Here is a 25,052-nt window from a genome sequence, read left to right on the forward strand (position 1 = left end):
TGTCCCTACTTAAGCTTGCAAGAGGTGTTCGCGCTATGGCAAAAGGCAGGTCTGCCCCGGATATGTGGATGATCATTTCGATTGGACTCATTTTGGCGATCGGACTTGTAATGGTGTACAGCGCCAGTGCGGTGCTGGCCTTCCATGAATTTGGAGACAAATTCTATTATGTGAAACGACAGGTTTTGTTTGCTGCGCTCGGTATTGGGGCGATGATCGTCACCATGAACGCAGACTATTGGATTTGGCGCAAGTGGGCGAAGCTCGGTCTATTCGTGTGTTTCGGCATGCTTCTGCTCGTGCTTGTACCCGGTATCGGGGTCGTGCGCGGCGGTGCGCGAAGCTGGCTCGGGATCAGCTCGTTTGGCATTCAGCCTTCCGAATTTATGAAACTCGCGATGGTTATTTTCCTCTCGAAGCTCCTTGCGGACAAGCAGCAGGCGGTAACGCAGTTTACGAAAGGCCTGCTGCCGCCGCTCGGCATTATGGGACTGGCCTTCGGGCTCATCATGATGCAGCCGGATCTGGGCACAGGAGCTGTCATGATCGGCGCTTCGCTGCTCGTGATTTATACAGCAGGTGCACGCTTAGCGCACTTGGGATCGTTAGCCTTAGTAGGTGTAGCCGGCCTCGTCGGGCTTATATTGGCGGCGCCATACAGGCTGCAGCGGATTACAGCTTTTCTTGATCCATGGGCAGATCCCCTTGGAGCGGGCTATCAATCCATACAGTCGCTCTATGCGATTGGACCAGGCGGGCTGGTAGGTCTTGGCCTTGGAATGAGCAGGCAGAAGTTCAGTTATCTCCCCGAGCCGCAAACCGATTTTATTTTTTCAATCGTGTCAGAGGAACTCGGCTTTATTGGCGGGACAACCATTATCACCTTGTTTGCGATCTTGCTATGGCGAGGCATGCGGACTGCAATTGCAGCACCGGATACGTTCGGCAGCCTGCTGGCCGTCGGCATCATCGGCATTGTCGCCGTACAAGTGTTTATCAATATCGGTGTTGTAATCGGCATGATGCCGGTTACGGGTATCACGCTCCCGCTGGTTAGCTATGGAGGCTCCTCGTTGACGCTGCTTCTGACATCGTTAGGTATTTTACTGAATATATCCCGTTACTCGAGGTGACTAATACATGCGTATCGTATTGACAGGCGGCGGAACAGGCGGCCACATCTATCCCGCGCTTGCAATTGGCAAGCAGGTGATGGAAGAGCAGCCGGACTCGTCCATCCTGTACATCGGCTCCCCGAAGGGGCTTGAAAGCCGGATCGTGCCTGCGCAGGGCATTCCCTTCGAATCCGTCGAAATTACAGGCTTTAGACGAAAGCTTTCGTTCGAGAATGTCAGGACGGTCATGCGTTTTCTAAAAGGTGTTCGGAGGTCGAAGCAGCTGCTGCGAGATTTTAAGCCGGACGTTGTTGTCGGTACAGGCGGTTATGTATGCGGACCCGTCATTTATGCCGCAGCCAAGCTAGGCATTCCGACACTCATCCATGAGCAGAATGCTGTCGCAGGCTTGACCAATCAGTTTCTCTCCCGCTATGCGAGCAGCGTAGCGGTCAGCTTCAAGGATGCGCTGTCGCAATTCAAGCGGCAGCCGAATACCTTATTTACCGGAAATCCTTGTGCAACCAGCGTCGTTAGAGCCGATAAAGAACAAGGCTACTCCAGACTAAACATCCCGGCAGGCAGTCAGGTCGTGCTGCTTGTAGGGGGCAGTCGCGGAGCGAAAGCGATAAATGATGTCATGGTGGACATGGCACCGCTGCTTGAGCGGCTGCCAGACGTCCATTTTGTGTTTGTAACCGGAGAGAGCTATTACGAGAACACGAAGCGCCGCATTGAAGAGGTACAGCCGGTACGTTCTGAGCGCCTCCAAGTGCTGCCGTATTTGCATCACATGCCAGAGGTGCTTGCGATTTCCGATCTGGTGGTCGGAAGGGCAGGCGCATCCTCTATTGCCGAATTGACGGCACTCGGCATCCCATCGATTCTGATTCCATCGCCGAACGTGACGAATAATCATCAGGAAGCGAATGCCAGAAGTCTGGTAGATGCCGGTGCCGCCGAAATGATCCTTGAACGCAATCTGAACGGGGAGCTCCTATTCGAGCGAATCAGCCGGATTATCCATAGCAAGCAAACGCAGACGGCGATGAGCGCTGCTGCAAAATCACTGGGCGTGCCGGATTCGGCAGCGCTGATCGTCCATGAATTGAAGCAATTAACAACAAGACAAAAATAAGTCTGTCCTATGGGCGATTGTCACACTCCTGTGCGGGAAGGCATAGTATATTGCATAATCGTGACCGTCACCCGGCGGGCCTCTCAGTCTCTGCTTCGCAGCAGGGCGGCGGGCCACCCGGAGGAGCGAACGAGCGCCAGGCAAGTTTCAATCGCTATAGCAGAAGGAGGTACGACAGATGGAGCAGTTTTTGGCGGAGCTTAGCGAAATAGATGCAGGCACAGTCCTGTTTAACAAGCCACTCTCCGAATTTACAACTTGGAAAATCGGTGGACCGGCAGATGTACTTATTATTCCGAATACCGAAGACCAGCTGGTGTCGGTCGTCCGGTTGCTCCATAAACATGGGGTACAGTGGACCAATCTCGGACGCGGCTCCAACATGCTAGTCAGCGACAAAGGAATCCGCGGCGTCGTCATTCAACCGGGTGAAGCATTCGATTATGCACGATTTGATGGCACGCTCGTTCATGCAGGTGCCGCTTTCTCCTTTATTAAGCTGTCGGTTCTGGCAGGCAAAGAAGGGTTATCCGGATTGGAGTTCGCGGGGGGAATTCCAGGATCGGTAGGCGGAGCTGTCTATATGAACGCCGGCGCTCACGGGTCGGATGTGTCACGTATCTTCAAATCAGCTGACATTGTACTGGAAACAGGGGAATTGGTTCGCTACGGAACAGAGGATATGAATTTTTCTTACCGCCATTCATGCTTGCATGAACGGCCGGGCATCGTCATTGGAGCCGTGTTTGAGCTTGTGCAGGGAGAACGCAAAGAAATAATGGCGACTACTTCTGCTTACAAACAGCGTCGACTGTTGACTCAACCGCTGCAATTGGCTTGTGCCGGAAGTGTGTTCCGCAATCCGCCGAATGATTTTGCCGCAAGGCTCATTCAAGAAGCGGGTCTCAAAGGAATGCGCTGCGGTGGCGCCGAGATCTCGAACTTGCATGCCAATTTCATTGTCAACACCGGGCAAGCGAAAGCTGAAGACGTTCTCACCCTGATGAAAACCATACAAAGCACCGTGAAGGACAAATTTGGAGTCGAACTGGTGGCGGAGGTACTGGTTATGGGTGAGCGGTAATCCGGAGGTGATAAATTGGACAAATTGGTGATTGAAGGCGGGAAACCTCTCTCAGGAACCATTGTTATCCAAGGCGCGAAAAATGCCGCTTTGCCGATTTTAGCTGCTAGTATGCTGGTAGAAGGAAAAGTGACGATCGATCATGTACCGAAATTGCTTGATATCGACGTCATGCTTAACATTTTGCGCGAACTTGGCTGCCGAGCCGAGCACGAGGACGAAACCGTCTCGCTCGATACGTCAAGCTTGCATTCTTCCCACATTCCTGAGGCTCTTATGCGTCAAATGCGATCATCCATTTTTCTTATGGGGCCGCTGTTAGCAAGGTTTGGCGAAGTAACGATATATCAGCCAGGCGGCTGCGCGATCGGAGAACGGAAAATCGATTTGCATCTTAGCGGCCTTCGGGCGCTGGGAGCGCAGGTCGACGAGGAAGACAGCCGAATAGTTTGTTATGCAAAACGGTTAAAAGGCGCGGAAATTCACCTGGATTTCCCGAGCGTCGGAGCTACGGAGAACATTATGATGGCCGCGGTGCTTGCCGAGGGGCTGACCACGATCAGCAATGCTGCTCGTGAACCGGAAATTCAAGATTTACAGCATTTCTTGAACAGTATGGGTGCCAAGATCTTCGGTGCCGGTACGGATACGATTACGATCGAAGGAGTAGAGAAGCTGACGCCTTGCCGCTATCAAGTCATTCCGGACCGGATTGTTACCGGAACAGTGATGGTAGCCGCTGCCGCAACGCGCGGGCAGGTGACACTGCTGAATACATGTCCTTCGCACTTAACCTCTCTCATCCATGTGCTTAGACGCACAGGTGTTCAAATAACGGTTGACGATGATATAATCAAAGTAGGTACAGCAGCACGCCCTAAAGCTGTTGACCGCATCGTAACCTCGCCTTATCCTGCTTTTCCTACCGATTTGCAATCGCAAATAATGGTTCTGCTTGCACTGGCAGACGGTGTAAGTGTCATGAAAGAAACGATTTTCGAAGGCAGATTCAAGCATGTCGATGAACTCTCACGCATGGGAGCCGATATCCGCGTTGATCTGAACTCCGCTTTCATCCGCGGCGTGTCGCGTTTATATGGCGCAACGGTAGAAGCAACGGATTTGCGCGCCGGTGCAGCTCTGGTCATTGCGGGGCTTGCCGCGCAAGGGAAAACGGTCGTGGAGCAGGTGCATCATATCGACCGCGGATACGACCGGATTGAGACGATGCTAGGCAGGCTGGGAGCCAGAATTACCCGTTATTCTCCTGTGCCGAACAATCAAATCGTTCCATAACAACAGGTGTGGACAGATATAAGAACGCGTGAGCGGCTTTTGCCATGATTGGCGGGAAGCCGTTTGCGTTTATACAAAGAGGGGACAAGCTATGCAAGAGAAGATGCCCGTGCTGCGTGAACCCGTGAAACGGCGCAGAAGCGGCAAGAAGCTGTTAGCGGTGCTATTCTTATTGTTCGTCGTGATTCTTGGTGTACTATTCTTTAATTCTTCCATTAGCAAAGTAGCTACTGTGACTATTGAAGGTCAGCATTACCTGAACGCAGCCGAAATCCGGAAGGTTGCCGGCATTGCGGCAGGGGATTCTTTCTTTGGGACATCTGCAAGTAAATTGGAAGCAAGAGTGCATACGATTAAAGCCATTGAGAATGTGAAAGTCACCAAAGCATTCCCCGGAAGTATCACGATCCATGTGCAGGAGTTCAAAACCGTCGCCTACACATTGTCGAAGAACGGCGAAATCACGGCTATTTTGGCTAACGGTACCGGTATTGCAGCCGGCTCTGAGATGATTGTCGACAAGCCGATTCTGTCGGGCTGGAAGTCGGATGATCCTATTTTGGCCGAGCTCTGCAAAACGCTATCGACGATTCCAGAAGATTCCATAGCTGACTTCTCAGAGATTAAACCGGAGCCGTCTCCATCGTATAAGGATCGGATCAAGATCTATACCAGGACGCGTTTTGAGGTGATTACAGCGGTGTCGCTGCTGCCCGAGAAGATCCCAACGCTGAATGCCGTCATTGAAATTCAACCACCGGGACTAATTACTATGCTGCTTGCGGATAAATATGCTTCATTTACGCCTGAAGTCGCAGATAATCAAGGGATTTCCCAAAAAGAGACTACTCAATAGCTTCAAAGAATGATAGAATTTTAGTTATGTAGATTTAATTGCCCTTTTTGCATTTTTTCGGAAGAACACCAACCAGAGCATGTACATTCATGTAATGGACGTTTAAATAAACCTTGAAAAAATTGTAGAAAAAAGAGGGATATTCAGGATTACGTTGAATTAAAAAGAAATGCAACGCAGTCGCGGCATTTAATGTACCTAATTAATGTACCTAATTAATGTTGAACGGAGGTGCCAGAGGTTGAGCAGCAATGACATCATCGTCAGTTTGGACATCGGTACATCCAAGGTTCGTGCTATTATTGGCGAAGTGAATAACGGCGTCATTAATATTATTGGGGTTGGATCGGCCGACTCGGAAGGTATCCGTAAAGGGGCTATCGTTGATATTGACCAAACCGTTCAATCCATTCGCAATGCGGTGGATCATGCCGAGCGTATGGTCGGTATTCAAATAAGCGACGTATACGTAGGCGTTCAAGGTAATCATATCGGTTTGCAAACGAATCACGGCGTTGTCGCCATATCCAATGAAGATCGCGAAATCGGAGAAGAAGACATCGAACGCGTTTTGCAAGCGGCGAAAGTAGTAGCTTTACCTCCGGAACGCGAAATCATTAACCTAGTTCCAAAGCAGTACTTGGTTGACGGTCTTGAAGGCATCTCGGATCCTAGAGGCATGATCGGTGTTCGTCTAGAAGTCGAAGCAACACTCGTTACCGGGGCCAAAACAGCGATACATAACTTAGCCCGGTGCGTCGAGAAAGCGAATTTGCGTATTGCCGGCATTATTCTAATGTCATTAGCGTCAGGACAAATGGCGCTCACCAAAGATGAGAAAATGATGGGTACTGTCCTCGCAGACATTGGCGCCGGATCCAGTACCATTGCAATTTTTGAGCAAGGAAGCATTGTTGCAACTTCCACGCTGCCGGTTGGCGGCGAGTATGTGACCAGCGATATTTCCTACGGACTCCGCACTCAAACCGAGCAAGCCGAGAAAATCAAGCAGAAGTTCGGCTGTGCACTTATCGATGATGCGGCTGAAGATCAGAAATTCAAAGTGATGCGCATGGGCAGCAACGTGGAGAAGGAATTCTCTCAGGTTGACCTGGCCAACATCATTGAGCCACGGATGCAAGAAATTTTTCACTTGATCCGTCAAGAAGTACGCCGACTTGGCTATGGTGATAAGATCAATGGATATGTATTAACGGGCGGTACAGTGACGATGCCGGGAACATTGGCTCTGGCCCAACATGAGCTGGAAGCAAGCGTACGCATTGCAGTGCCGGATTATATCGGCGTTCGTGATCCTGCTTTTACCAGCGGTGTTGGTATGATTCAATATGTTTCAAAGTATATGAAAGGCAAGGTGGTTTCTTCGCCTAAGAAGAGCGCCAGCCGGAAGTCCAGTTCAACGAATTCGCCCTCGAAGCCTGGCCTTTTTGAAAAATTGAAAAATATGTTTAGTGAATTTATTTGATCGGGGGATACAACAGCATGTTGGAATTTGATTTCGAAAATGAGCAGCTGGCTCAAATCAAAGTCATCGGTGTTGGCGGTGGTGGCAGCAATGCCGTAAACCGAATGATTGAGAATGGTGTCAGAGGCGTAGAATTCATAACGGTGAATACAGATGCGCAAGCATTGCATATGGCGAAAGCGGAGCAGAAGCTTCAAATCGGTGACAAGCTGACTCGCGGACTAGGTGCAGGCGCAAACCCGGAGGTCGGCAAGAAAGCAGCTGAAGAGTCACGCGAATCGGTCATGAACACGCTTAAAGGCGCGGACATGGTATTCGTTACAGCAGGTATGGGCGGCGGAACCGGAACCGGTGCTGCTCCCGTAATCGCTGAGATCGCTCGCGAGTGCGGCGCGCTGACAGTCGGCGTCGTAACACGTCCATTTACGTTCGAAGGACGCAAACGCTCCGGACAAGCTGAGCTCGGTATCGAAGCGCTCAAAGAAAAAGTAGATACGCTGATTGTTATCCCGAATGACCGTTTGCTAGAGATCGTAGACAAGAAGACACCTATGCTTGAAGCATTCCGCGAAGCGGATAACGTGCTCAAGCAAGCTGTACAAGGGATCTCTGATCTGATCGCAGTACCGGGCTTGATCAATCTTGACTTCGCTGACGTTAAGACGATCATGACGGAACGCGGATCTGCTCTAATGGGTATCGGTAACGCAACAGGCGAAAACCGTGCTGCAGACGCAGCTCGCAAAGCCATTCAAAGCCCGCTGCTTGAAACGTCTATCGACGGTGCGCGCGGTATTATCATGAACATCACAGGCGGCGCTAATCTCTCGCTCTATGAAGTGAACGAAGCGGCAGAGATCGTCATATCAGCTTCCGATCCTGATGTAAACATGATCTTCGGTGCAAGTATCGACGAGAACTTGAAAGAAGAGATTAAAGTAACGGTTATCGCAACAGGCTTCGAGCACCGTAACAGAGCTGAGGTTCGACGTCCTGTAACCGGACAACCGGAACCAACAAGCGCCGATGCTCCGCGCCAGCAAGCTGCAAGCACGGGTCCTAAACCGTTTGGGAGCAATGTATCCAGCGATCAACTCGATATTCCGGCATTTCTTCGCAATCGTCGCAATACCTAGTCTTCTATAATAAGGACTTTAGCCGCTTTCCGGATCATCGGAAAGCGGCTTTTTTGCTATTTTCGCAGCTGGAAATCGTTACTTTTATTGGCATCGCAGAGCTCAATTCAATCCCTTTGCACTAACCGAATTAGGTGAATGCTGCATCCACTGACTCACGTCAGTGCACGCAAACCAATCACCTTCATCGACAAAAAAAGATCGCTCCTGACGGCATGTTTAGACAGACATTGTAATAGGATTTAACTATACTAGACACAAGCCGCAAATCCTCGCTAAGCTTTTACGAGGGAATCGGCGACCAGGGAAGTGCGGCAGGAAGGTGAATGCACTGGATGCAGTTTATCTCGACGTATTATTCATGGTCAACCTGCTCATAGACGGCTCAAATTTGCTGCTGACTGCTTGGGTGCGAAGTATACGTGCAAAGTGGTGGCGGGTTCTCCTCGCCGCAGGTGTAGGCAGCTTGTATGCCGTCATGATTGTGTTTCCGCCGTTGTCGTTCATGTTTACGATCGTCATCAAGATCGCACTGTCTATCATCATGCTGCTCATAGCGTTCGGATTTGGAAGCGTTCAATATTTTGCTCGCCATGTAGGTGCGTTTTACGGCGTCAACTTTGCTGCCGCCGGTGCAGTAATTGGAGCCCATTATTTGTTTATGAACAGCTCCAATAAGCTTTGGAATACCGTCGCCACGGTAAATGGGAAATTATATTTCATGCTGAAGCCATCGATGCTCTTTGTCTTCAGTCTTATTGGCGTCGGCTATTATATCTACCGATCGGTGATGACACAGCGCAAAGAACGTGATTTGGTCACCAATCATCTCGCGGAGGTGAAGGTTCGAATCGAGGATAGGGAGCATAGCTGCACAGGGCTGATCGACACGGGCAATCAGCTGTACGAACCGCTGACCCGTACACCGGTTATGGTCATGGAAGCTGCCGTTTGGCAAGATGTGCTGCCTGCTTCATGGATTGCTCAAATTCGGGAATCGCAGGTCGATAAGCTCTTAGCGAGCATGACGGATGATACGCCCTTCATTTGGCGAGACCGGCTAAGATTAGTGCCCTATCGTGGTGTGAATCGCGGTGCACAGTTCATGCTGGCGATTAAACCGGATCTTGTCATCATCAATCGCGATGGTGAAGTCTATGAATCCAAGAAAGTGCTCATTGGTTTAGACGCCGGTAAACTCGTCGCTGACGGCACCTACCAGGCGATCATCCATCCGTCACTTCTTCAAAATCGAAGTGTCACGATCGATACAATACACAGTTCTTCGGGAAGGGATGGAACAGCATGCTCGTCAAATGGAAATTGATCCTGCAGTTATATTATTATCGCGTTTTGTTTTTATTCGGATTAAAGAGCGAGGAAATTTATTATATCGGCGGGAGCGAGGCGCTTCCACCCCCGCTTACGCGTGAAGAAGAGGAATATTTGCTCGAGAAGCTGCCATCAGGTGACTCCGCGATCCGTGCGATGCTGATCGAACGCAATCTTCGTTTAGTCGTGTACATTGCCAGGAAATTCGAGAATACGGGCATTCATATTGAAGATTTGGTGTCCATCGGTGCAATCGGGCTCATTAAAGCGGTCAACACGTTTGATCCAGAGAAGAAAATCAAGCTCGCTACGTATGCCTCACGCTGTATCGAGAATGAAATATTGATGTATTTGCGCCGCAACAGCAAGACGCGGACAGAAGTCTCGTTTGATGAACCGCTCAATATCGACTGGGATGGTAATGAGCTTCTCCTATCCGATGTGCTTGGAACCGAGAATGATACCATTTATCGTAATATTGAAGAACAGGTAGATCGTAAGCTGCTTCATAAAGCACTGGATAAGCTGACGGAACGCGAACGGATTATTATGGAGCTGCGGTTCGGGCTTGCTGATGGGGAAGAGAAGACGCAGAAGGATGTTGCCGACTTGCTCGGCATTTCGCAGTCCTACATCTCAAGGCTGGAGAAACGGATCATTAAACGGCTGCGTAAAGAGTTTAATAAAATGGTCTAATTGGTGAACAAAGCGTCCGCAATCCCTGTAACAGCAGGGGTTGCGGATTTTTTTGCGCGTAACTAGAAACTCATTCCAGTGACAATGAAGCCAAAAATTGTTTATAATGCTTGTTGTTCTTTCAAGCTGGGCATCAGATTGATAATGAGGGAACAGGGTATTCTAGCGATAACGGCATAGATGGATGGCAGGAGGTTTTACCGCTGATTGAGCTCTTAGACATAAGTAAGTCATATAGCACGGGCAAGACGAATGTGGAAGCAATCAAAAACATTAGTCTTACTATAAATAAAGGCGAAATATTCGGCATCATCGGACACTCGGGAGCAGGCAAAAGCACATTGCTGCGCTGCGTGAATCTATTGGAACGGCCTACTTCAGGGTCTGTGAAGGTTGGAGATGTAGAGTTAACGAAGCTCTCAACTACACAGCTGCAGCAGGAGCGCCGCCGCATTGGGATGATATTTCAGCATTTTAATCTGCTCTCCATGGCGACGGTTCGCGATAATATTGCTTTCCCGCTGGAATTGGCTAAACAATCAAGGTCAGCGATCAAGCAGAGAGTGGACGAGCTATTGAAGTTAGTAGGCTTGGAGCAGCATGCAGATAAATATCCCGCTCAGCTGTCAGGCGGTCAGAAACAGCGTGTCGGCATAGCAAGAGCGCTTGCCAACAATCCGGATGTGCTCCTCTGCGACGAAGCAACCTCAGCGCTGGATCCGCAAACGACAAACGCGATTCTATCGCTTCTGCTTGATATTAATGAGAAGCTGGGCATTACGATTCTTCTGATCACGCACGAGATGCATGTCATTCGTTCGATTTGCGATCGCGTCGCTGTTATTGACGGGGGAGAAATCGTAGAGATGGGGGAAGTGCTGGACGTATTCCTCAAACCTCAGCATGCCATTACGATGGATTTTGTCAGCCAAATTGCAGATTCCTTCGATCCGCGCGAGCTGATCGGTACGCGCAGCGGTCGACTTGTTAAGGTAAACTATGTCGGCGAAGTAACATACGAGCCGCTTCTGTTTAATGCGGTTAAGGCCACTACGGTGGAATTTACGATTTTGCAGGGGACGGTTTCACGTATGAAAAATACACCGTATGGCCAGCTTGTGATCGAATTTATCGGCAATGACCGTGAGATTGACGAAGTACTTGCGGGTTTGCGCGGTGAAGGGCTGGAAGTAGGTGAGCTGAAATGATGCTAAAACAAGGAATCGACTGGTCTGATGTTCGCTGGGAGGAAGTTTGGAAGGCGACTAAGGATACATTAACTATGCTAGGCGCGTCCTTGCTGTTCACTATCATTCTTGGCTTGATTCTGGGTGTAGTTTTATTCCTGACCTCCAGAAGACAGCTGCTGGAACAGCGTGTCGTCTATGCGGGACTTTCGCTTGTAGTTAATATTCTTCGCTCTGTCCCATTCGTCATTCTCATGATTATGATCATGCCGCTTACGAAAGCCCTAACAGGCACAACGCTAGGCGTGCAAGGCTCTATTCCGCCTTTGGTGATCGCTGCGGCTCCGTTCTTCGCTAGGCTTGTGGAGACGTCGCTGCGTGAGGTTGACCGCGGCGTTATCGAAGCCGCACAGTCGATGGGGGCTTCCCGCATGGACATTGTAAGGCGAGTGCTGCTGCTTGAAGCAAGGCCGGGTTTGTTAGCGGCCATTACCATAACAGCGGTTACGCTCGTTTCCTACACGGCGATGTCCGGTGTAATCGGAGGCGGCGGTTTAGGTGACCTGGCGCTGCGATACGGGTATCAGAGATTTCAGACCAGCGTCATGATTGTCACGGTAGCATGTCTTATTATTTTGGTTCAGATCCTGCAGATGGCCGGTGATTACCTGGTACGCCGATTTAGCCGGAAGTAAGGTGAACAGCATAGAAAGCTTTATTACAGATGGAGGAATGAAGAATGAAAAAGGTAAGTTTTGCACTATTGCTTCTAGTACTCGTTGTGGCATTGTCCGCATGCGGAGCCAAAAATAACGAAGCGAACAATTCGAACGCAGGCAATTCGGCTGCCAATAATGGCGGTAATGCTCCTCAAGAAGTAACTCTTAAGGTTGGCGCGACGCCGGTACCGCATGCTGAAATTCTTAATTTCATCAAGCCGGCACTGAAGGCTAAAGGCATTAATCTTGAAGTTGTAGAATTCAATGACTACGTACAACCGAACACGCAATTGTACGAGAAGCAATTGGATGCCAATTTCTTCCAACACACACCTTACCTGGAGCAATTCAACAAAGACAAAGGGTATGATCTGGTCAATGTTGCCGGCGTCCATATTGAGCCGTTCGGTGCTTATTCGAAGAAAGTGAAAAGCGTTGATGAACTGAAAGACGGCGCTAAAGTCGTTATTCCGAATGATCCGTCCAATGGCGGCCGTGCGCTGGCATTGCTTGCAGCAAACAATGTCATTAAGCTGAAAGACGGCGTAGGCGTTGCTGGTACTGTTCATGATATTACGGAGAACCCGAAGAACCTGAAGATCACAGAAGTTGAAGCCGCGACACTGCCACGTGTTCTGGATGAAGTGGATCTGGCTTTGATCAACACGAACTATGCACTTGAAGCAGGTCTTGTTCCAACGAAGGACGCCCTGTTCATCGAAGGCAGCGATTCACCCTATGTGAATATTGTTGTTGCTCGCCCGGATAACAAAGATTCGGATGCGATTAAAGCATTAACAGAAGCGCTGCAATCGGCAGACGTGAAGAAATTCATCGAAGACAAATACGAAGGCGCGATTATCCCGGCCTTTAAATAATACAAATGTAATCAAAGCACTGTCTCTCCCGAACCTAATCGGGGGCGGACAGTGCTTTTTATTTTGCCGAAACAAGGCAGTTGACAAGGCGGTGTACTACGGGTATAGTACACGTATAAGGTGTATGAACTAAGTAGTACACACACTTCAAAAATACGGAGTTGGATATGGATGAACAATAGTGATGGCAGCGTGGATGTGAAATTCAATACCCGAGATCCGGTCTATCTACAGGTGGTAAAACACTTCAAAGAGCAGATTGCAACCGGGCGATTAATGAAGGGGCAAGTGATTCCTTCCCGCCGCGAGATTGCAGGGACGCTCAAGATAAATCCGAACACCGCCCAGAAAGCTTACAAAGAAATGGAGGAACAAGGCTTGATCGTTACGGAAGGCAACTCCCCGAGTCGTATAACGACGGATGAACAAATACTTAGTTTGATTCGCAGTGAACTCATTACGGATGCCGTTGATGCATTCGTGCAATCTATAGCCAATATCCAAGTTCCGGTTGATGAGCTGCTTGCAATTGTAAAGACCAGCTATACGAAAGCCGCAAATGGTGAAGAGAAGGAGGTACAATCATGATTGAAGTGAAATCGATCCGTAAAAAATACGGACGTAAGAAGGTGTTGTCCGATGTATCCTTCTCGGCTAAGAAAGGCGAAATTACCTGCTTAATTGGGATTAATGGCGTCGGTAAGTCAACCATCTTGAAAGCGATTATGGGGCTTACGCCTTTAGATGCCGGGAGCATTGCGATTGATGGCATGACCATCGGCAAACAAATCTATGAACATATCGCCTATGTGCCGGACAATATAACGATGCCGCCGTCGATGACCGTAGCAGCAAGCATGCAGTTTATGAAAGACTTCTACACATGCTGGAATGAAGCTCGCGCGGAAGAGATGCTAACGTTCTTTAAACTGAACCGCAAGGACCGGATCAGTGAACTGTCCAAAGGGAATACGGCTAAGCTGAACCTGCTGCTGGGTTTGTCCCTTGATGTTGATTATGTGCTCATGGATGAGCCGTTCTCCGGTATTGATATTTTCAGCAGGGAACAAATTGCTTCCGTTTTTACCAGCCATCTGGTTGAGGACAGAGGCGTTATCATTACGACCCATGAAATCAACGATATCGAGCATCTGATTGATGAAGTTGTGCTTCTCGACAACGGAGTCGTGAAGAGTCAGTTCAACTGTGAAGCGATGCGGATGCAAGAAGGCAAATCGGTCATGGATGTTATGAGAGAGGTGTTCTACGGATGAATCGCTTTTTGAAGCTGCTCCATATGGAGGTCACGCGTTTTTGGAAGATTTATATATCGTTGTTTGCACTGACGATAGTGATGCAGGGACTCGGAATCGTAATCATGTGTAATCGGTATATGGATCAGGTTAATGAATCTAATATAAGTTCCATCGCCAAATATGTAGCAGAGAACGGGAAGACTAGTTTCTCGGTGATACTCAGCCAAGCGAACCTGTGGTTTCTAAGCCCTATTGCACTCTGTATTGGCGGGCTTTCCTTATATGTTTTCCTGATTTGGTATCGGGAATGGATGGGAAAGAACTCATTTATTTACCGGCTGCTTATGCTGCCAACGGCCAGACATAATGTGTATTTGGCTAAACTCGGTGCGATATTGATTTTTGTTCTTGGTTTGGTAGCTTTCCAGCTGCTAATCCTGCCGCTTGAATACAAACTGTTTGAATCGATAGTCGGCGAGGGATTGCGGAACCAAGAATCGCTGTCGTTCATCATTCAAACGCACTCTATACTGCAGGTATTGATTCCATACTCCTTCACCGAATTTGTGCTTTCTTACGGGTCAGGCCTACTCGCAGTCATTATTTTATTCACAGCCATCTTATTGGAGCGGAGCTATCGTTTCAAAGGTATTATCGCAGCAGTGCTCTACATTGGTCTTACTATTCTGATCTTGGCGCTGCCGGTTCTCATTTCGAATCGAAACGAAGATTATTTGTATCCGATTGAGCAATTCGTGATTGAGCTTGTTGTCGCCATACTCGTAGGGGCTATGTCGCTTGCATTCAGCTTCTACTTAATGAACAAGAAAGTAACGGTATAAGGAGGTATAGAGAAAATGAAACGCTATTGGTTCTCCACACTGCTCGTCATCTTCATCCTTGCGAGCGTTGGCACTTATTATGTGAGAGCGGCTACCCGAAGCTTGCCGGAATATCGACTCGAAACGATATCGGGTGATGATAGAGAAGCAGCAAATCTGGTGCTGTACGGATCTGAAATCAATGAAGGCACGCTCGAGATTACTTCGAAGGGCAGCGCATTTGACAGCCGGAAGTCATTATTCGAACGGAAGTACTCGATTACGGAGATGTACAAATTTAGCCCGGACATTCTCAAGTTGATTAAAGAACATCGCGGCTTTATGCGTGGGAAGCGGGCTTACTCCGTTTTCTATCAAGACGAACAGCACTTGGCTTATGCCGGTGTGAACAGCGGCAGCCAGCGGAATGATGGTTCACGGAGCATGAGCATCTCTTTTGATCTGCTGAACTTGAAAACAAAGGAGAAGAGCGGCTTTACAACGAAGCTTCCAAACAATGAGAACTATAATTGGGTTAACGTTAACAATATTCAAGTAGAAGATCACACGCTGAAAGTATTGACTACCAATTCAAATAAGAGCAGCGTATACTCGGCAGACGGACCTCTTCAAGAGGTTCACCTGTATACCGTTGATTTGAAAGAAAAGCAAATCGTTCGCGACGACATTGTTTTAGCGGACAAGAAGGCAGAGGACGGGACCGTGCTTCATTACTACATGGAGCAGCCTATTCACTCGTCCCTTCCTACGGAGCAGATGATTTACAAGCAGGATACGGTGAAAGTTACGAAGAATAAAGAAGGCGATCAAACCACGGAGACGGTAAAAGAAGAACTGTTTACTTACAACCTTAAGACAGGACAATCGCAAGCAATCCCGGCTTTTACTAGCAGCGATTTGCTTGGTTCCCAGTTATTTGTTGACGGTGATACGGTCATCCTCTTCACTCAAGGCGGTAATTCGGTTTCTGTAAAACGGTACAGCATTAGTAAGAAAGACTCGAAGCAATTCGAAGTTCCTTTGGTTACTGGCAGCAATCCAAACTCCGTGATATCCGGCGATCGAATTTATACAATTTCGACGAACGGCGAGTCAAAGGATGTAGCCATCATCGATCTTTCGAAAGGCGAATTGGTCTATACGGGTTCCGTTACTGTCAACGAATCAGGCGCAGAACGCAAGAAAATGATGCAGCGCTTGAATGTTTACTCCCTTTACTTGAATAATTAGCACGAATTCGTTTCGTAAGCAAGCCCTTGGAATTACTCCGGGGGCTTGTTTGCGTTTACATCGCAGGTCAGCTTTGAGAATGACTTTCTTCTTGCGGGAGGGGGAATAAATTGGGGGGGCAAGGAGATACTGAACATTAATGTTTCTCCTTGGGAGGTAATCACGTTGACCCGAAACAAAGTCGAGATTTGTGGAGTGGATACCGCGAAACTGCCTGTCCTCACTAATGCGGAGATGCGCGAGCTATTTACCGCATTGCAAACGCAAAATGAGTGGGCAGCAAGAGAGAAATTAGTCAATGGCAACTTGAGGCTAGTGCTTAGTGTGATTCAACGGTTTAACAACCGCGGGGAATTCGTCGACGATCTCTTCCAAGTCGGCTGCATCGGCCTCATGAAAGCAATCGACAATTTCGATCTCAGTCAGAATGTTAAGTTTTCCACCTATGCGGTTCCGATGATTATCGGTGAAATCCGCCGTTATTTAAGGGACAATAACCCCATTCGTGTGTCGCGTTCATTGCGTGATATCGCGTATAAGGCACTGCAGGTGCGGGACAGCTTAACGAACAAAAACTCAAGGGAGCCGACGATTTTTGAAATTTCCGAGGCGCTGAACGTTCCGAAAGAGGATGTCGTTTTTGCGCTCGATGCCATTCAAGACCCGGTATCATTGTTCGAACCGATTTATCATGATGGGGGAGATCCCATCTATGTGATGGACCAAATCAGCGATGACAAAAACAAAGACGTGTCGTGGATTGAAGAGATTGCTCTTCGAGAAGCGATGCACAAACTAAATGAACGCGAGAAAATGATTCTGTCGATGCGCTTCTTCGAAGGGAAAACGCAGATGGAGGTAGCCGACGAAATCGGCATCTCACAAGCGCAAGTATCCCGTCTCGAGAAATCTGCCATCCAACAGATGCAAAAGCATGTTAAAACGTAAATCGACCAAAGTGAAACGGCGCCTAGCGCCGTTTTTTTGCTTTGTGTCCGAAAAGCTATAATTACTGGCAAGCAGGACATTTTGCCCATTTGGCACATATAGTGATAATAAGGTGATGGGCAGTTCTCTCGGAAGCGTGGTGAACGGTTAATGAAAATATCGGATTTTCAGACGAAGGACGTTATCAATATCGTAGATGGACGCAAGCTCGGGCAGGTCAGTGACTTGGAGCTGGATTTGCGGCAGGGACGCATTGACTCCATCGTTGTACCGAACTATTCCCGTTTCTTCGGCTTGTTCGGAGGCGGCACAGATGTGGTGATCCCTTGGCGTAATATTGTGAAGATCGGCACAGATGTCGTACTCGTACGGATTGATGATGCAAAGGTGTACCGGACGGAGGAAGACGATGTGCAGGTTCGATAAGCGCGTCAGACTGCCGTTTGATAGGAGCCTTGCGGGCGATGGCCGCTCGCAAGGAGGCTGGCATGCGTGGTACACTGGTATTGAGGTGATTGAATCATGGAACCGTTTAAACATGTTGATACAGCGAAGAGCCCTTCGCTTTTTTTATTGCCACAATGGATAGAGCGGTTTGATGGATTAACCGTCGGATTCTCCGGCAGGGAAGGCGGCGTCAGCCATGCGCCTTGGCAATCATTGAATTGCGGGCTTCATGTTGGGGATGCGCCTGATGATGTCGTACGTAATCGCAGTTTATTGGCAGAGTCGCTAGGCTGGCCGTTCGAAGCATGGACCTGCGCGGAGCAAGTGCACGGCAATCATGTCCATATTGTCGATGCAAATGACCGAGGCAAAGGCAGAGCGAGCCGTGCGTCCTCGATTGCGGATGCCGACGCGCTTGTGACCGACCAGAAGAATGTAATGCTTACTTCCTTCTACGCGGATTGTGTGCCGCTTTATTTCTTCGATCCTGTTCGCGAAGTGATTGCGCTTGCCCATGCCGGATGGAAAGGGACCGTGCTGGAAATCGCCAGGTTGACCGTCGAACGCATGGTATCGACCTTTGGCTGCGATGCGGCCTCCATTCAAGCGGCGATTGGTCCATCTATTGGGATGTGCTGCTACGAGGTGAATGACGTTGTGCTTGATCGCGTGCTGCCGTTAATCGCGGACTTAAAAGCGAATCCAGCCGACATGGTCGTGCCGACCAGCGAAGGAAAAGCTAGGATAAACTTGAAAGAATTGAACCGACAGATTATGATAAAAGCAGGAATTTTGCCGAGCCGTATCGAATGTTCAGATTGGTGCACCGGTTGCGCTACGAATCTGTTCTTCTCTCACCGAGTCGAAGGCGGAGCGACAGGCCGAATGGTGAGCTGGATCGGCATGAAAGAAGGAGACAAGTAAGGCGTGACGACTTTATCACAGCGTATTGAAGATGTGGAACGGCGGTTGGCAGAAGCATGCGCAAGAAGCGGCCGGCAGCGTTCGGAGATTGAACTGATTGCAGTAACGAAGTATGTAGGTGTACCCCAGACGCAAGCAGTCTTGCAGCAAGGTCTAATTCATATGGGTGAGAATCGCTGGCAGGATGCGGCAGAGAAGTGGAACGCGATTTCAGGCAGCCAGTGGGATGCAAGCTTAGAACATGCGCCGTCCGGACAAGCTGTATGGCATTTCATTGGGTCGCTGCAAACGAATAAGGTTAAAGAAGTCATAGGGAAATTTACATACATCCATTCCTTGGATCGTCTTTCATTAGCGGAGGCAATCGAGCGTAAGGCTGCGCAGCTTGAGATCAAGGTTCCATGCTTTATTCAAGTTAATGTATCCGGCGAAGACAGCAAGCATGGCCTTCAGCCTGAAGAACTGATCCCTTTCGCCAAGCAGCTAGTGGCCTTTCCTCATATCGAGCCGGTTGGGCTGATGACGATGGCGCCGCTTGACGGCGAAGCCGAGCAATCCCGTCCCGTATTTCGCGGGCTAAGACAGCTTCGCGACGAACTGAACCGCAGCGCTGTATTGAGCAAGCAGGTCCACGGTTTGTCGATGGGCATGTCCGGAGATTTCGAGGTTGCTGTAGAAGAAGGCGCAACATGGTTAAGACTAGGAACGGTACTGGTAGGTCACAGCTAAGGCTGCGTTTCAGCAAATGAAGAACTGGAATGCAAATTATAAGGGAAAGAGGGCGACGGGCATGATGAATAAATTTATGAGCTTTCTCGGCCTGCAAGAGGAAGAGGAAGTCGTAGAACGTGAACGAATTGACAATCATGACGAACAAGATAATGAAACTTCTCCCTTTGAGCAACGTAAACAACCTGCAAAGGGAAATAATATCGTCAGTATTCATTCGCAGAAGAATGTGCGCGTTATTCTGAACGAACCCCGTTCGTACGAAGAAGCACAGGATATTGCGGACCACTTGCGCTCGCGTCGTTCAGTTGTTGTGAACCTGCAGCGTGTTCGTTCGGATCAGGCAGTGAGAATCGTTGACTTTCTCAGCGGTACGATTTATGCGTTGAACGGCGGCATTTCTAAGCTAGGTCCTAATATTTTTCTTTGCACGCCCGACTCGGTTGAAATTCAAGGCGCAATAACGGAAATGCTGGCAGATGAGCAAGATTACAAAAAAATGAGGTGACCTTGAGTTGGACGTAGCAAATTTAATCTTAACCCTATCACAGATTTATCAGTATATGATCATTGCTTACGTGCTGTTGTCATGGCTGCCGAGCCTGCGTGAGAGCTTTATCGGCGAATTACTGGGTAAGCTGGTTGAGCCGTATTTGGCGCCATTCCGCAGATTTATCCCAAATATCGGAGGCGTGATTGATATCTCCCCGATCGTAGCTTTGTTTGCGCTTCGTTTCGTGGCCTTGGGACTGATATCGGTCATCGATATGTTTATCTAATGAAAAACGAAATCTATGTCCATTTCCATCCGGATGAGCGGCCCTTCGTGGACCGCGCCTCGGAATGGATAGAACGAGCAGCGTTCGGTCACGAAATGAAAGTGACCGATTTTCTCGATCCAAGGCAGGCCGATATCGTAGCGTCGCTAGTGAATCGGCGTGCAGATGTTGGTCTTCGCTTTGTAGGCGGCTATGAAGGCGCGGAGCGTAGAAGGGCAATTATTGCGCCTGATTACCGAGATCTCGACAGTGAGCCTGAAGGGATTGCTTTAATCGAAGTAACCGGCGGCACGCAAGGTCATTTGGAGCTCGATCATGGCGATTATCTGGGAGCGCTTCTTGGTTTAGGCATTAAGCGTGATCGCATCGGTGACCTTCATGTGCATGAGGATAGCTGCCATTGTTTAGTCGTCTCGGAAATAGCCGATTATATTAATATTCATTTACGACAAGTCCACCGTGTTCATGTCCTAACGGACATCCTTCCTCTGGATCAGCTGCGGCCTGCGGTTTCCGCTATGGAAGAGATGAATTTGTCGGTGGCTTCTTTGCGTCTTGACGGGATTGCCAGCGATGTACACCGGATCAGCCGATCCAAGATCGTGGATCCCATCAGGGCAGGACGATGCCGTGTCAATTGGAAAGTAGAAGAGGATCCTTCCGCGCAATTGAAGGAAGGCGACGTCGTTTCGATGCAAGGGCTTGGCCGATTCAAAGTGCTTCTTGTAGAGGGTGTTACGAAGAAAGGCAGGGTTCGGGTCAAAATCGGCAAATTTATCTAATCGTTTGCAGGAAAATGACTCCATCTGTCGAAATTAGAAGTAAACTCAGGAAGGATACCGCTTAAGGCGCTAGTCCCATACGGGGATGGCCTAAGCATGATCCCCTTCGACTACAATCAGGAGGTGCGCCAATGCCGCTTACGCCATTGGACATACATAACAAGGAATTTGGCAGACGACTTCGCGGGTACGATGAAGATGAAGTAAATGAATTTCTTGATCAGGTCATTAAGGACTATGAGGCGCTCATTCGCGAGAACAAAGAAATTCAGAATCAAGCACTATCCATGCAAGAGAAGCTGAATCACTTCTCCAACATTGAAGAAACGCTAAGCAAAACAATCATTGTGGCGCAGGAAGCGGCAGATGAAGTGAGAAGCAATGCGAAGAAAGAAGCGCAGCTGATCGTAAAAGAAGCCGAGAAGAATGCAGACCGCATCATCAATGAGTCGCTTAGCAAATCCCGTAAAGTGGCGCTTGAGGTAGAGGAGCTTCGCAAACAAGCTTCGATCTATCGTGCCAGATTCCGTACGCTTGTAGAGGCTCAGCTTGAGCTGCTTAGCCATGACAGCTGGGATACATTGGATGGCCCGCCAAGCATTTCGAGTGAAATCGCTCGCGGCGTGTAAATTTTGCTGCGATTGGTTTGACAATTGTTTAGGAATCGCGTATAAATGGTAATAATCAATCTATACGATCAGTTCGTTGACGAGAACGAGTACGTTTCTGTTAGCTCTACAGAGAGCCGGTATTTGCTGAAAGCCGGTGTGTGAACAGTTGCGGAATATCCTCTCCGAGAAGCACTGCCTAACCTTATGGACGCCATAAGCAGTAAGCAGTTCCGGAAGTCCACCGTTATGAGGAACTCGGATGCATGCATCCGTGACGAAGGTGCCAAGCATAGCGGCGCGTCCATTTGCCATCTCGCGAAGAGAAGGTAGGAGGTACGTGGCTAAACTTGGAATTAGGGTGGTATCGCGAGCTATAGTCTCGTCCCTTTACAGGGGCGGGGCTTTTTTTATTTTCCAGGAGAATGAAAGGGGTTTGAACGTATGCAACGCGTCGATGTCAAAGAGAAGGCAAGAAGTCGGGACTCGCGAGTACTGGCCAAGTGGAGAGAAGAAGAGACGTTTAAGCAGTCGATTACGAACCGGGAAGGCAAGCCGAATTTTGTTTTCTATGAAGGGCCGCCAACAGCGAATGGCGCTCCGCATATCGGTCACGTGCTGGGACGCGTTATCAAAGACTTCATCTGCCGCTACAAGACGATGGATGGCTACCGCGTAGTCCGTAAAGCAGGCTGGGATACGCATGGATTGCCGGTAGAGCTTGGCGTGGAGAAGCAGCTGGGGATCTCCGGTAAACAGGAAATCGAGAAATACGGTGTAGAAGCCTTCATTACGAAGTGCAAAAACAGCGTATTCGAATATGAACGCCAATGGCGTGAACTGACGGAAGCGATCGGCTATTGGACCAATATGGATGATCCGTACATCACGCTGAACAACAACTACATCGAGAGCGTTTGGCATATTCTATCGACGATCCACGGTAAAGGACTGCTGTATCGCGGTCACCGAGTAAGCCCATATTGCCCTTGCTGCCAAACGACACTAAGCTCGCATGAAGTTGCACAAGGGTACGAGGATGTCAAAGATCTTAGCGCCACGGTGAAATTCAAGCTCGTGGACTCCGATGAGTATGTTCTGGCTTGGACGACAACGCCTTGGACACTTCCGGCGAACGTGGCCCTTGCCGTTAATCCGAATTTGGATTATGCGCGCGTGCTGAAGGATGGTCAAGTTTATATCGTCGCTGAGGCGCTTGTTGAGAGTGTTATGAAGGGCGAATTCGTCATCCAATCGACTGTAAAAGGTTCAGAGCTGGTCGGTAAGAAATACGAGCCGCCATTCAAATACGCACAAGTCGAGAACGGTCACTTCGTAATCCCAGGTGATTTCGTCAGCGACACAAGCGGTACAGGTATCGTTCACATTGCTCCGGCACATGGTGAAGATGACTATAAGGTCGCTCGTCAGAATGGCGTCAGCTTCTTGAATGTGGTGGACAATGCGGGGCGTTATGTCGATGCCGTAACGGATCTGGCCGGTCGTTTCGTGAAAGAATGCGATGTCGATATCGTCAAAATGTTAAGCGAACGCGGCTTGCTCTTCTCCAAAGAACGTTATGAGCACAGCTATCCATTCTGCTGGCGCTGCAAAACGCCGCTGATCTATTATGCGACAGACAGCTGGTTCATCGAAACAACAGCGGTGAAAGATCAATTGATCGCTAATAACAGCGGCGTGGAATGGTACCCGGGGCACATCCGTGAGGGCCGTTTCGGTAAATTCCTGGAAGATCTCGTTGACTGGAATATCAGCCGTAACCGTTACTGGGGAACGCCGCTGAACGTTTGGATTTGCGACAGCTGCGGCGGGCAGCATTCACCGGGCAGCAGAGCGGACTTGGTTGCACGCTCCACATCGCCGATCTCGGAGGACATTGAGCTTCATAAGCCATACGTGGATGAAGTGAAACTTAACTGCCCGCATTGCGAAGGCGGCGTGATGACACGGACTTCCGAAGTTGTCGACGTATGGTTCGACAGCGGCTCTATGCCATTCGCGCAATACCATCAACCGTTTGAGAAGCAAGAGATTTTCGCTGAACAATATCCGGCGGACATCATTTGCGAAGGAATTGACCAAACGCGCGGCTGGTTCTTCAGCTTGCTGGCTGTATCTACGCTGTACAACGGTAAGGCACCGTACAAAGCGGTTATTTCCACCGGGCACATCCTGGATGAGAACGGACAGAAGATGTCCAAATCCAAAGGGAATGTTATCGATCCTTGGGAAATCATTAACGAATACGGTACTGACGCATTCCGCTGGGCTCTGCTGGCTGATAGTGCGCCTTGGAACAGCAAACGGTTCTCGCGTGGAATCGTAGGCGAAGCCAAATCCAAAGTAATCGATACGATCGTTAATACGCATGCATTCTTCGCGCTGTATGCATCGATTGACGGTTACGACCCTGCTGCCGAACCGGCACGCGTATCCGCTGATAAGCTGGATCGCTGGATCGTATCCCGCTTGAACAGCTTGACTGCTCAAGTGAACAAGAGCCTGTCCGTCTATGACTTCCTCAATGCTGCTAAGGGCATTGAAACCTTTGTCGACGAGATGAGCAACTGGTATATCCGCCGTTCCCGTGACCGTTTCTGGGGCAGTGGTCTGACAGACGACAAGCTGGATGCTTACGGGACGCTTCGTACCGTCTTGCTTACGGTTTCTCGCCTGATCGCACCATTCGCGCCGCTGGTAGCCGAAGATGTGTATACGAATCTTGGAGACGGCAGCAGCGTACATCTGGCGGATTACCCGAAAGCCGATGAAGCGGCAATCGATGAAACGCTGGAGCGCGATATGGAAACAGCGAGACAAATCGTTGAGCTTGCTCGCAACGTCCGTAATGAAACGGGCATTAAGACACGTCAGCCTCTATCGGAGCTTATCGTAGCGCTAGACAATGAATTCGACCTGTCGCCATATGAAGCGATCATCAAGGATGAAATCAATGTGAAGACGATTACGATTGCCAGCGGCGACACCGGCTTCGTTGACTTTGCGTTTAAGCTGAACCTCAAAGTAGCCGGCAAAAAGTACGGCAAACATGTCGGACCTATCCAAGGCTACTTGAAGTCGCTGACTCCGGAGCAAACGAGCGGCATTATGAAAGCAGGCGTGCTGACATTCGCATCGCCGGACGGTGAGTCGCTTGAGATTGCGCTTGATGAGCTGCTCGTTGAGAAGCAGGCTAAATCCGGTTTTGCATCGGCTTCGGGTTATAACTTAACGGTTGCTATCAATACTGATATCACTCCGGAGCTTGAGCAAGAGGGTTTAGTACGGGAAGTGATCCGTGCTGTACAGGACACGCGCAAGAAGCTTGATCTTCCGATTGAAATGCGTGTACATCTTGTTCTGGATGTCGATGCGGAGCTGCTTGCGGCTCTGCAAGCCTTCGAATCCGTGCTGTTCGAAAGCGTCCTGCTGCGCAGCGTGGAGTATGGCAGCCAAGCGGATATGGAACGCGTATCGCTCGGAGATAAAGAGATTGGAATTTCTGTCGTAAGGGTATAGTAACCTCATAGCAGCAAACAACACGAACGCCCATGAAGAGGAAC

General features: G+C 49.3%; 25 protein-coding genes and 1 other annotated feature. All 25 genes read left to right on the top strand.

What is annotated here, in order from left to right:
* Positions 1-35: 35 nt before the first annotated feature.
* The gene (gene spoVE / locus AC50Y3_RS10740; RefSeq protein WP_494818764.1) at positions 36-1,133 is read left to right on the top strand and encodes a stage V sporulation protein E; all 1,098 of its coding nucleotides are present in this window, start codon (positions 36-38) and stop codon (positions 1,131-1,133) included.
* A 7-nt stretch (positions 1,134-1,140) separates the two neighbouring features.
* The gene (gene murG, locus AC50Y3_RS10745) at positions 1,141-2,253 is read left to right on the top strand and encodes an undecaprenyldiphospho-muramoylpentapeptide beta-N-acetylglucosaminyltransferase (RefSeq protein WP_494818765.1); all 1,113 of its coding nucleotides are present in this window, start codon (positions 1,141-1,143) and stop codon (positions 2,251-2,253) included.
* A gap of 178 nt (positions 2,254-2,431) precedes the next feature.
* Complete coding sequence (murB, locus tag AC50Y3_RS10750) at positions 2,432-3,337, top strand: UDP-N-acetylmuramate dehydrogenase (RefSeq protein ID WP_494818766.1); 906 nt, start codon at positions 2,432-2,434, stop codon at positions 3,335-3,337.
* 15 nt (positions 3,338-3,352) lie between these two features.
* A complete protein-coding gene (murA, locus tag AC50Y3_RS10755) occupies positions 3,353-4,633 on the top strand; it encodes a UDP-N-acetylglucosamine 1-carboxyvinyltransferase (protein ID WP_494818767.1) in 1,281 nt (426 codons plus the stop codon).
* Between the two features lie 91 nt (positions 4,634-4,724).
* Positions 4,725-5,489 carry a cell division protein FtsQ/DivIB gene (locus AC50Y3_RS10760; protein WP_494818768.1) on the top strand — a complete coding sequence of 255 codons (765 nt, stop codon included), beginning with the start codon at positions 4,725-4,727 and terminating at the stop codon, positions 5,487-5,489.
* Between the two features lie 241 nt (positions 5,490-5,730).
* Entirely contained in the window at positions 5,731-6,975 is a 1,245-nt protein-coding gene (gene ftsA / locus AC50Y3_RS10765) for a cell division protein FtsA (protein ID WP_494818769.1), read from the top strand.
* Positions 6,976-6,992: 17 nt separating this feature from the next.
* Positions 6,993-8,111, top strand: coding sequence for a cell division protein FtsZ (gene ftsZ / locus AC50Y3_RS10770; RefSeq protein ID WP_494818770.1), 1,119 nt, complete (start codon positions 6,993-6,995; stop codon positions 8,109-8,111).
* 322 nt (positions 8,112-8,433) lie between these two features.
* A complete protein-coding gene (spoIIGA, locus tag AC50Y3_RS10775) occupies positions 8,434-9,438 on the top strand; it encodes a sigma-E processing peptidase SpoIIGA (RefSeq protein ID WP_494818771.1) in 1,005 nt (334 codons plus the stop codon).
* Positions 9,417-10,139, top strand: a complete 723-nt coding sequence (gene sigE, locus AC50Y3_RS10780; protein ID WP_090638315.1) for an RNA polymerase sporulation sigma factor SigE — start codon at positions 9,417-9,419, stop codon at positions 10,137-10,139. The genes spoIIGA and sigE overlap by 22 nt, the downstream gene beginning before the upstream one ends.
* Before the next feature lie 203 nt (positions 10,140-10,342).
* Positions 10,343-11,347, top strand: a complete 1,005-nt coding sequence (locus AC50Y3_RS10785; protein ID WP_494819222.1) for a methionine ABC transporter ATP-binding protein — start codon at positions 10,343-10,345, stop codon at positions 11,345-11,347.
* Positions 11,344-12,021, top strand: a complete 678-nt coding sequence (locus AC50Y3_RS10790; protein ID WP_494818772.1) for a methionine ABC transporter permease — start codon at positions 11,344-11,346, stop codon at positions 12,019-12,021. Before AC50Y3_RS10785 ends, AC50Y3_RS10790 begins: the two co-directional genes overlap by 4 nt.
* A 44-nt stretch (positions 12,022-12,065) precedes the next feature.
* Positions 12,066-12,923 carry a MetQ/NlpA family ABC transporter substrate-binding protein gene (locus AC50Y3_RS10795; protein WP_494818773.1) on the top strand — a complete coding sequence of 286 codons (858 nt, stop codon included), beginning with the start codon at positions 12,066-12,068 and terminating at the stop codon, positions 12,921-12,923.
* A 192-nt stretch (positions 12,924-13,115) separates the two neighbouring features.
* Positions 13,116-13,511, top strand: a complete 396-nt coding sequence (locus AC50Y3_RS10800) for a GntR family transcriptional regulator (protein ID WP_494819223.1) — start codon at positions 13,116-13,118, stop codon at positions 13,509-13,511.
* Positions 13,508-14,197 carry an ABC transporter ATP-binding protein gene (locus AC50Y3_RS10805; RefSeq protein ID WP_494818774.1) on the top strand — a complete coding sequence of 230 codons (690 nt, stop codon included), beginning with the start codon at positions 13,508-13,510 and terminating at the stop codon, positions 14,195-14,197. Before AC50Y3_RS10800 ends, AC50Y3_RS10805 begins: the two co-directional genes overlap by 4 nt.
* The gene (locus AC50Y3_RS10810; RefSeq protein ID WP_494818775.1) at positions 14,194-15,021 is read left to right on the top strand and encodes a hypothetical protein; all 828 of its coding nucleotides are present in this window, start codon (positions 14,194-14,196) and stop codon (positions 15,019-15,021) included. Before AC50Y3_RS10805 ends, AC50Y3_RS10810 begins: the two co-directional genes overlap by 4 nt.
* A 15-nt stretch (positions 15,022-15,036) precedes the next feature.
* Positions 15,037-16,251: a hypothetical protein gene (locus AC50Y3_RS10815; protein WP_494818776.1), complete on the top strand. Its 1,215-nt coding sequence runs from the start codon at positions 15,037-15,039 to the stop codon at positions 16,249-16,251.
* A 165-nt stretch (positions 16,252-16,416) separates the two neighbouring features.
* Entirely contained in the window at positions 16,417-17,199 is a 783-nt protein-coding gene (sigG, locus tag AC50Y3_RS10820) for an RNA polymerase sporulation sigma factor SigG (RefSeq protein ID WP_090573745.1), read from the top strand.
* 150 nt (positions 17,200-17,349) lie between these two features.
* On the top strand, positions 17,350-17,625 hold the full coding sequence (locus tag AC50Y3_RS10825; RefSeq protein WP_494818777.1) for a YlmC/YmxH family sporulation protein: 276 nt from the start codon (positions 17,350-17,352) through the stop codon (positions 17,623-17,625).
* 96 nt (positions 17,626-17,721) lie between these two features.
* Entirely contained in the window at positions 17,722-18,570 is an 849-nt protein-coding gene (gene pgeF, locus AC50Y3_RS10830; protein WP_494818778.1) for a peptidoglycan editing factor PgeF, read from the top strand.
* Between the two features lie 3 nt (positions 18,571-18,573).
* A complete protein-coding gene (locus tag AC50Y3_RS10835) occupies positions 18,574-19,299 on the top strand; it encodes a YggS family pyridoxal phosphate-dependent enzyme (RefSeq protein ID WP_494818779.1) in 726 nt (241 codons plus the stop codon).
* 61 nt (positions 19,300-19,360) lie between these two features.
* On the top strand, positions 19,361-19,807 hold the full coding sequence (locus AC50Y3_RS10840; RefSeq protein WP_091219483.1) for a cell division protein SepF: 447 nt from the start codon (positions 19,361-19,363) through the stop codon (positions 19,805-19,807).
* Positions 19,808-19,814: 7 nt separating this feature from the next.
* The gene (locus AC50Y3_RS10845; protein WP_494818780.1) at positions 19,815-20,078 is read left to right on the top strand and encodes a YggT family protein; all 264 of its coding nucleotides are present in this window, start codon (positions 19,815-19,817) and stop codon (positions 20,076-20,078) included.
* Positions 20,078-20,860: a YlmH family RNA-binding protein gene (locus tag AC50Y3_RS10850; RefSeq protein WP_494818781.1), complete on the top strand. Its 783-nt coding sequence runs from the start codon at positions 20,078-20,080 to the stop codon at positions 20,858-20,860. The genes AC50Y3_RS10845 and AC50Y3_RS10850 overlap by 1 nt, the downstream gene beginning before the upstream one ends.
* Before the next feature lie 131 nt (positions 20,861-20,991).
* Positions 20,992-21,489, top strand: a complete 498-nt coding sequence (locus AC50Y3_RS10855) for a DivIVA domain-containing protein (RefSeq protein ID WP_494818782.1) — start codon at positions 20,992-20,994, stop codon at positions 21,487-21,489.
* Between the two features lie 67 nt (positions 21,490-21,556).
* Positions 21,557-21,861, top strand: a binding site (T-box leader).
* 51 nt (positions 21,862-21,912) lie between these two features.
* Entirely contained in the window at positions 21,913-25,008 is a 3,096-nt protein-coding gene (gene ileS / locus AC50Y3_RS10860) for an isoleucine--tRNA ligase (protein ID WP_494818783.1), read from the top strand.
* The last annotated feature ends 44 nt before the right edge of the window (positions 25,009-25,052 follow it).

Source organism: Paenibacillus sp. J22R98 (assembly GCF_059383835.1).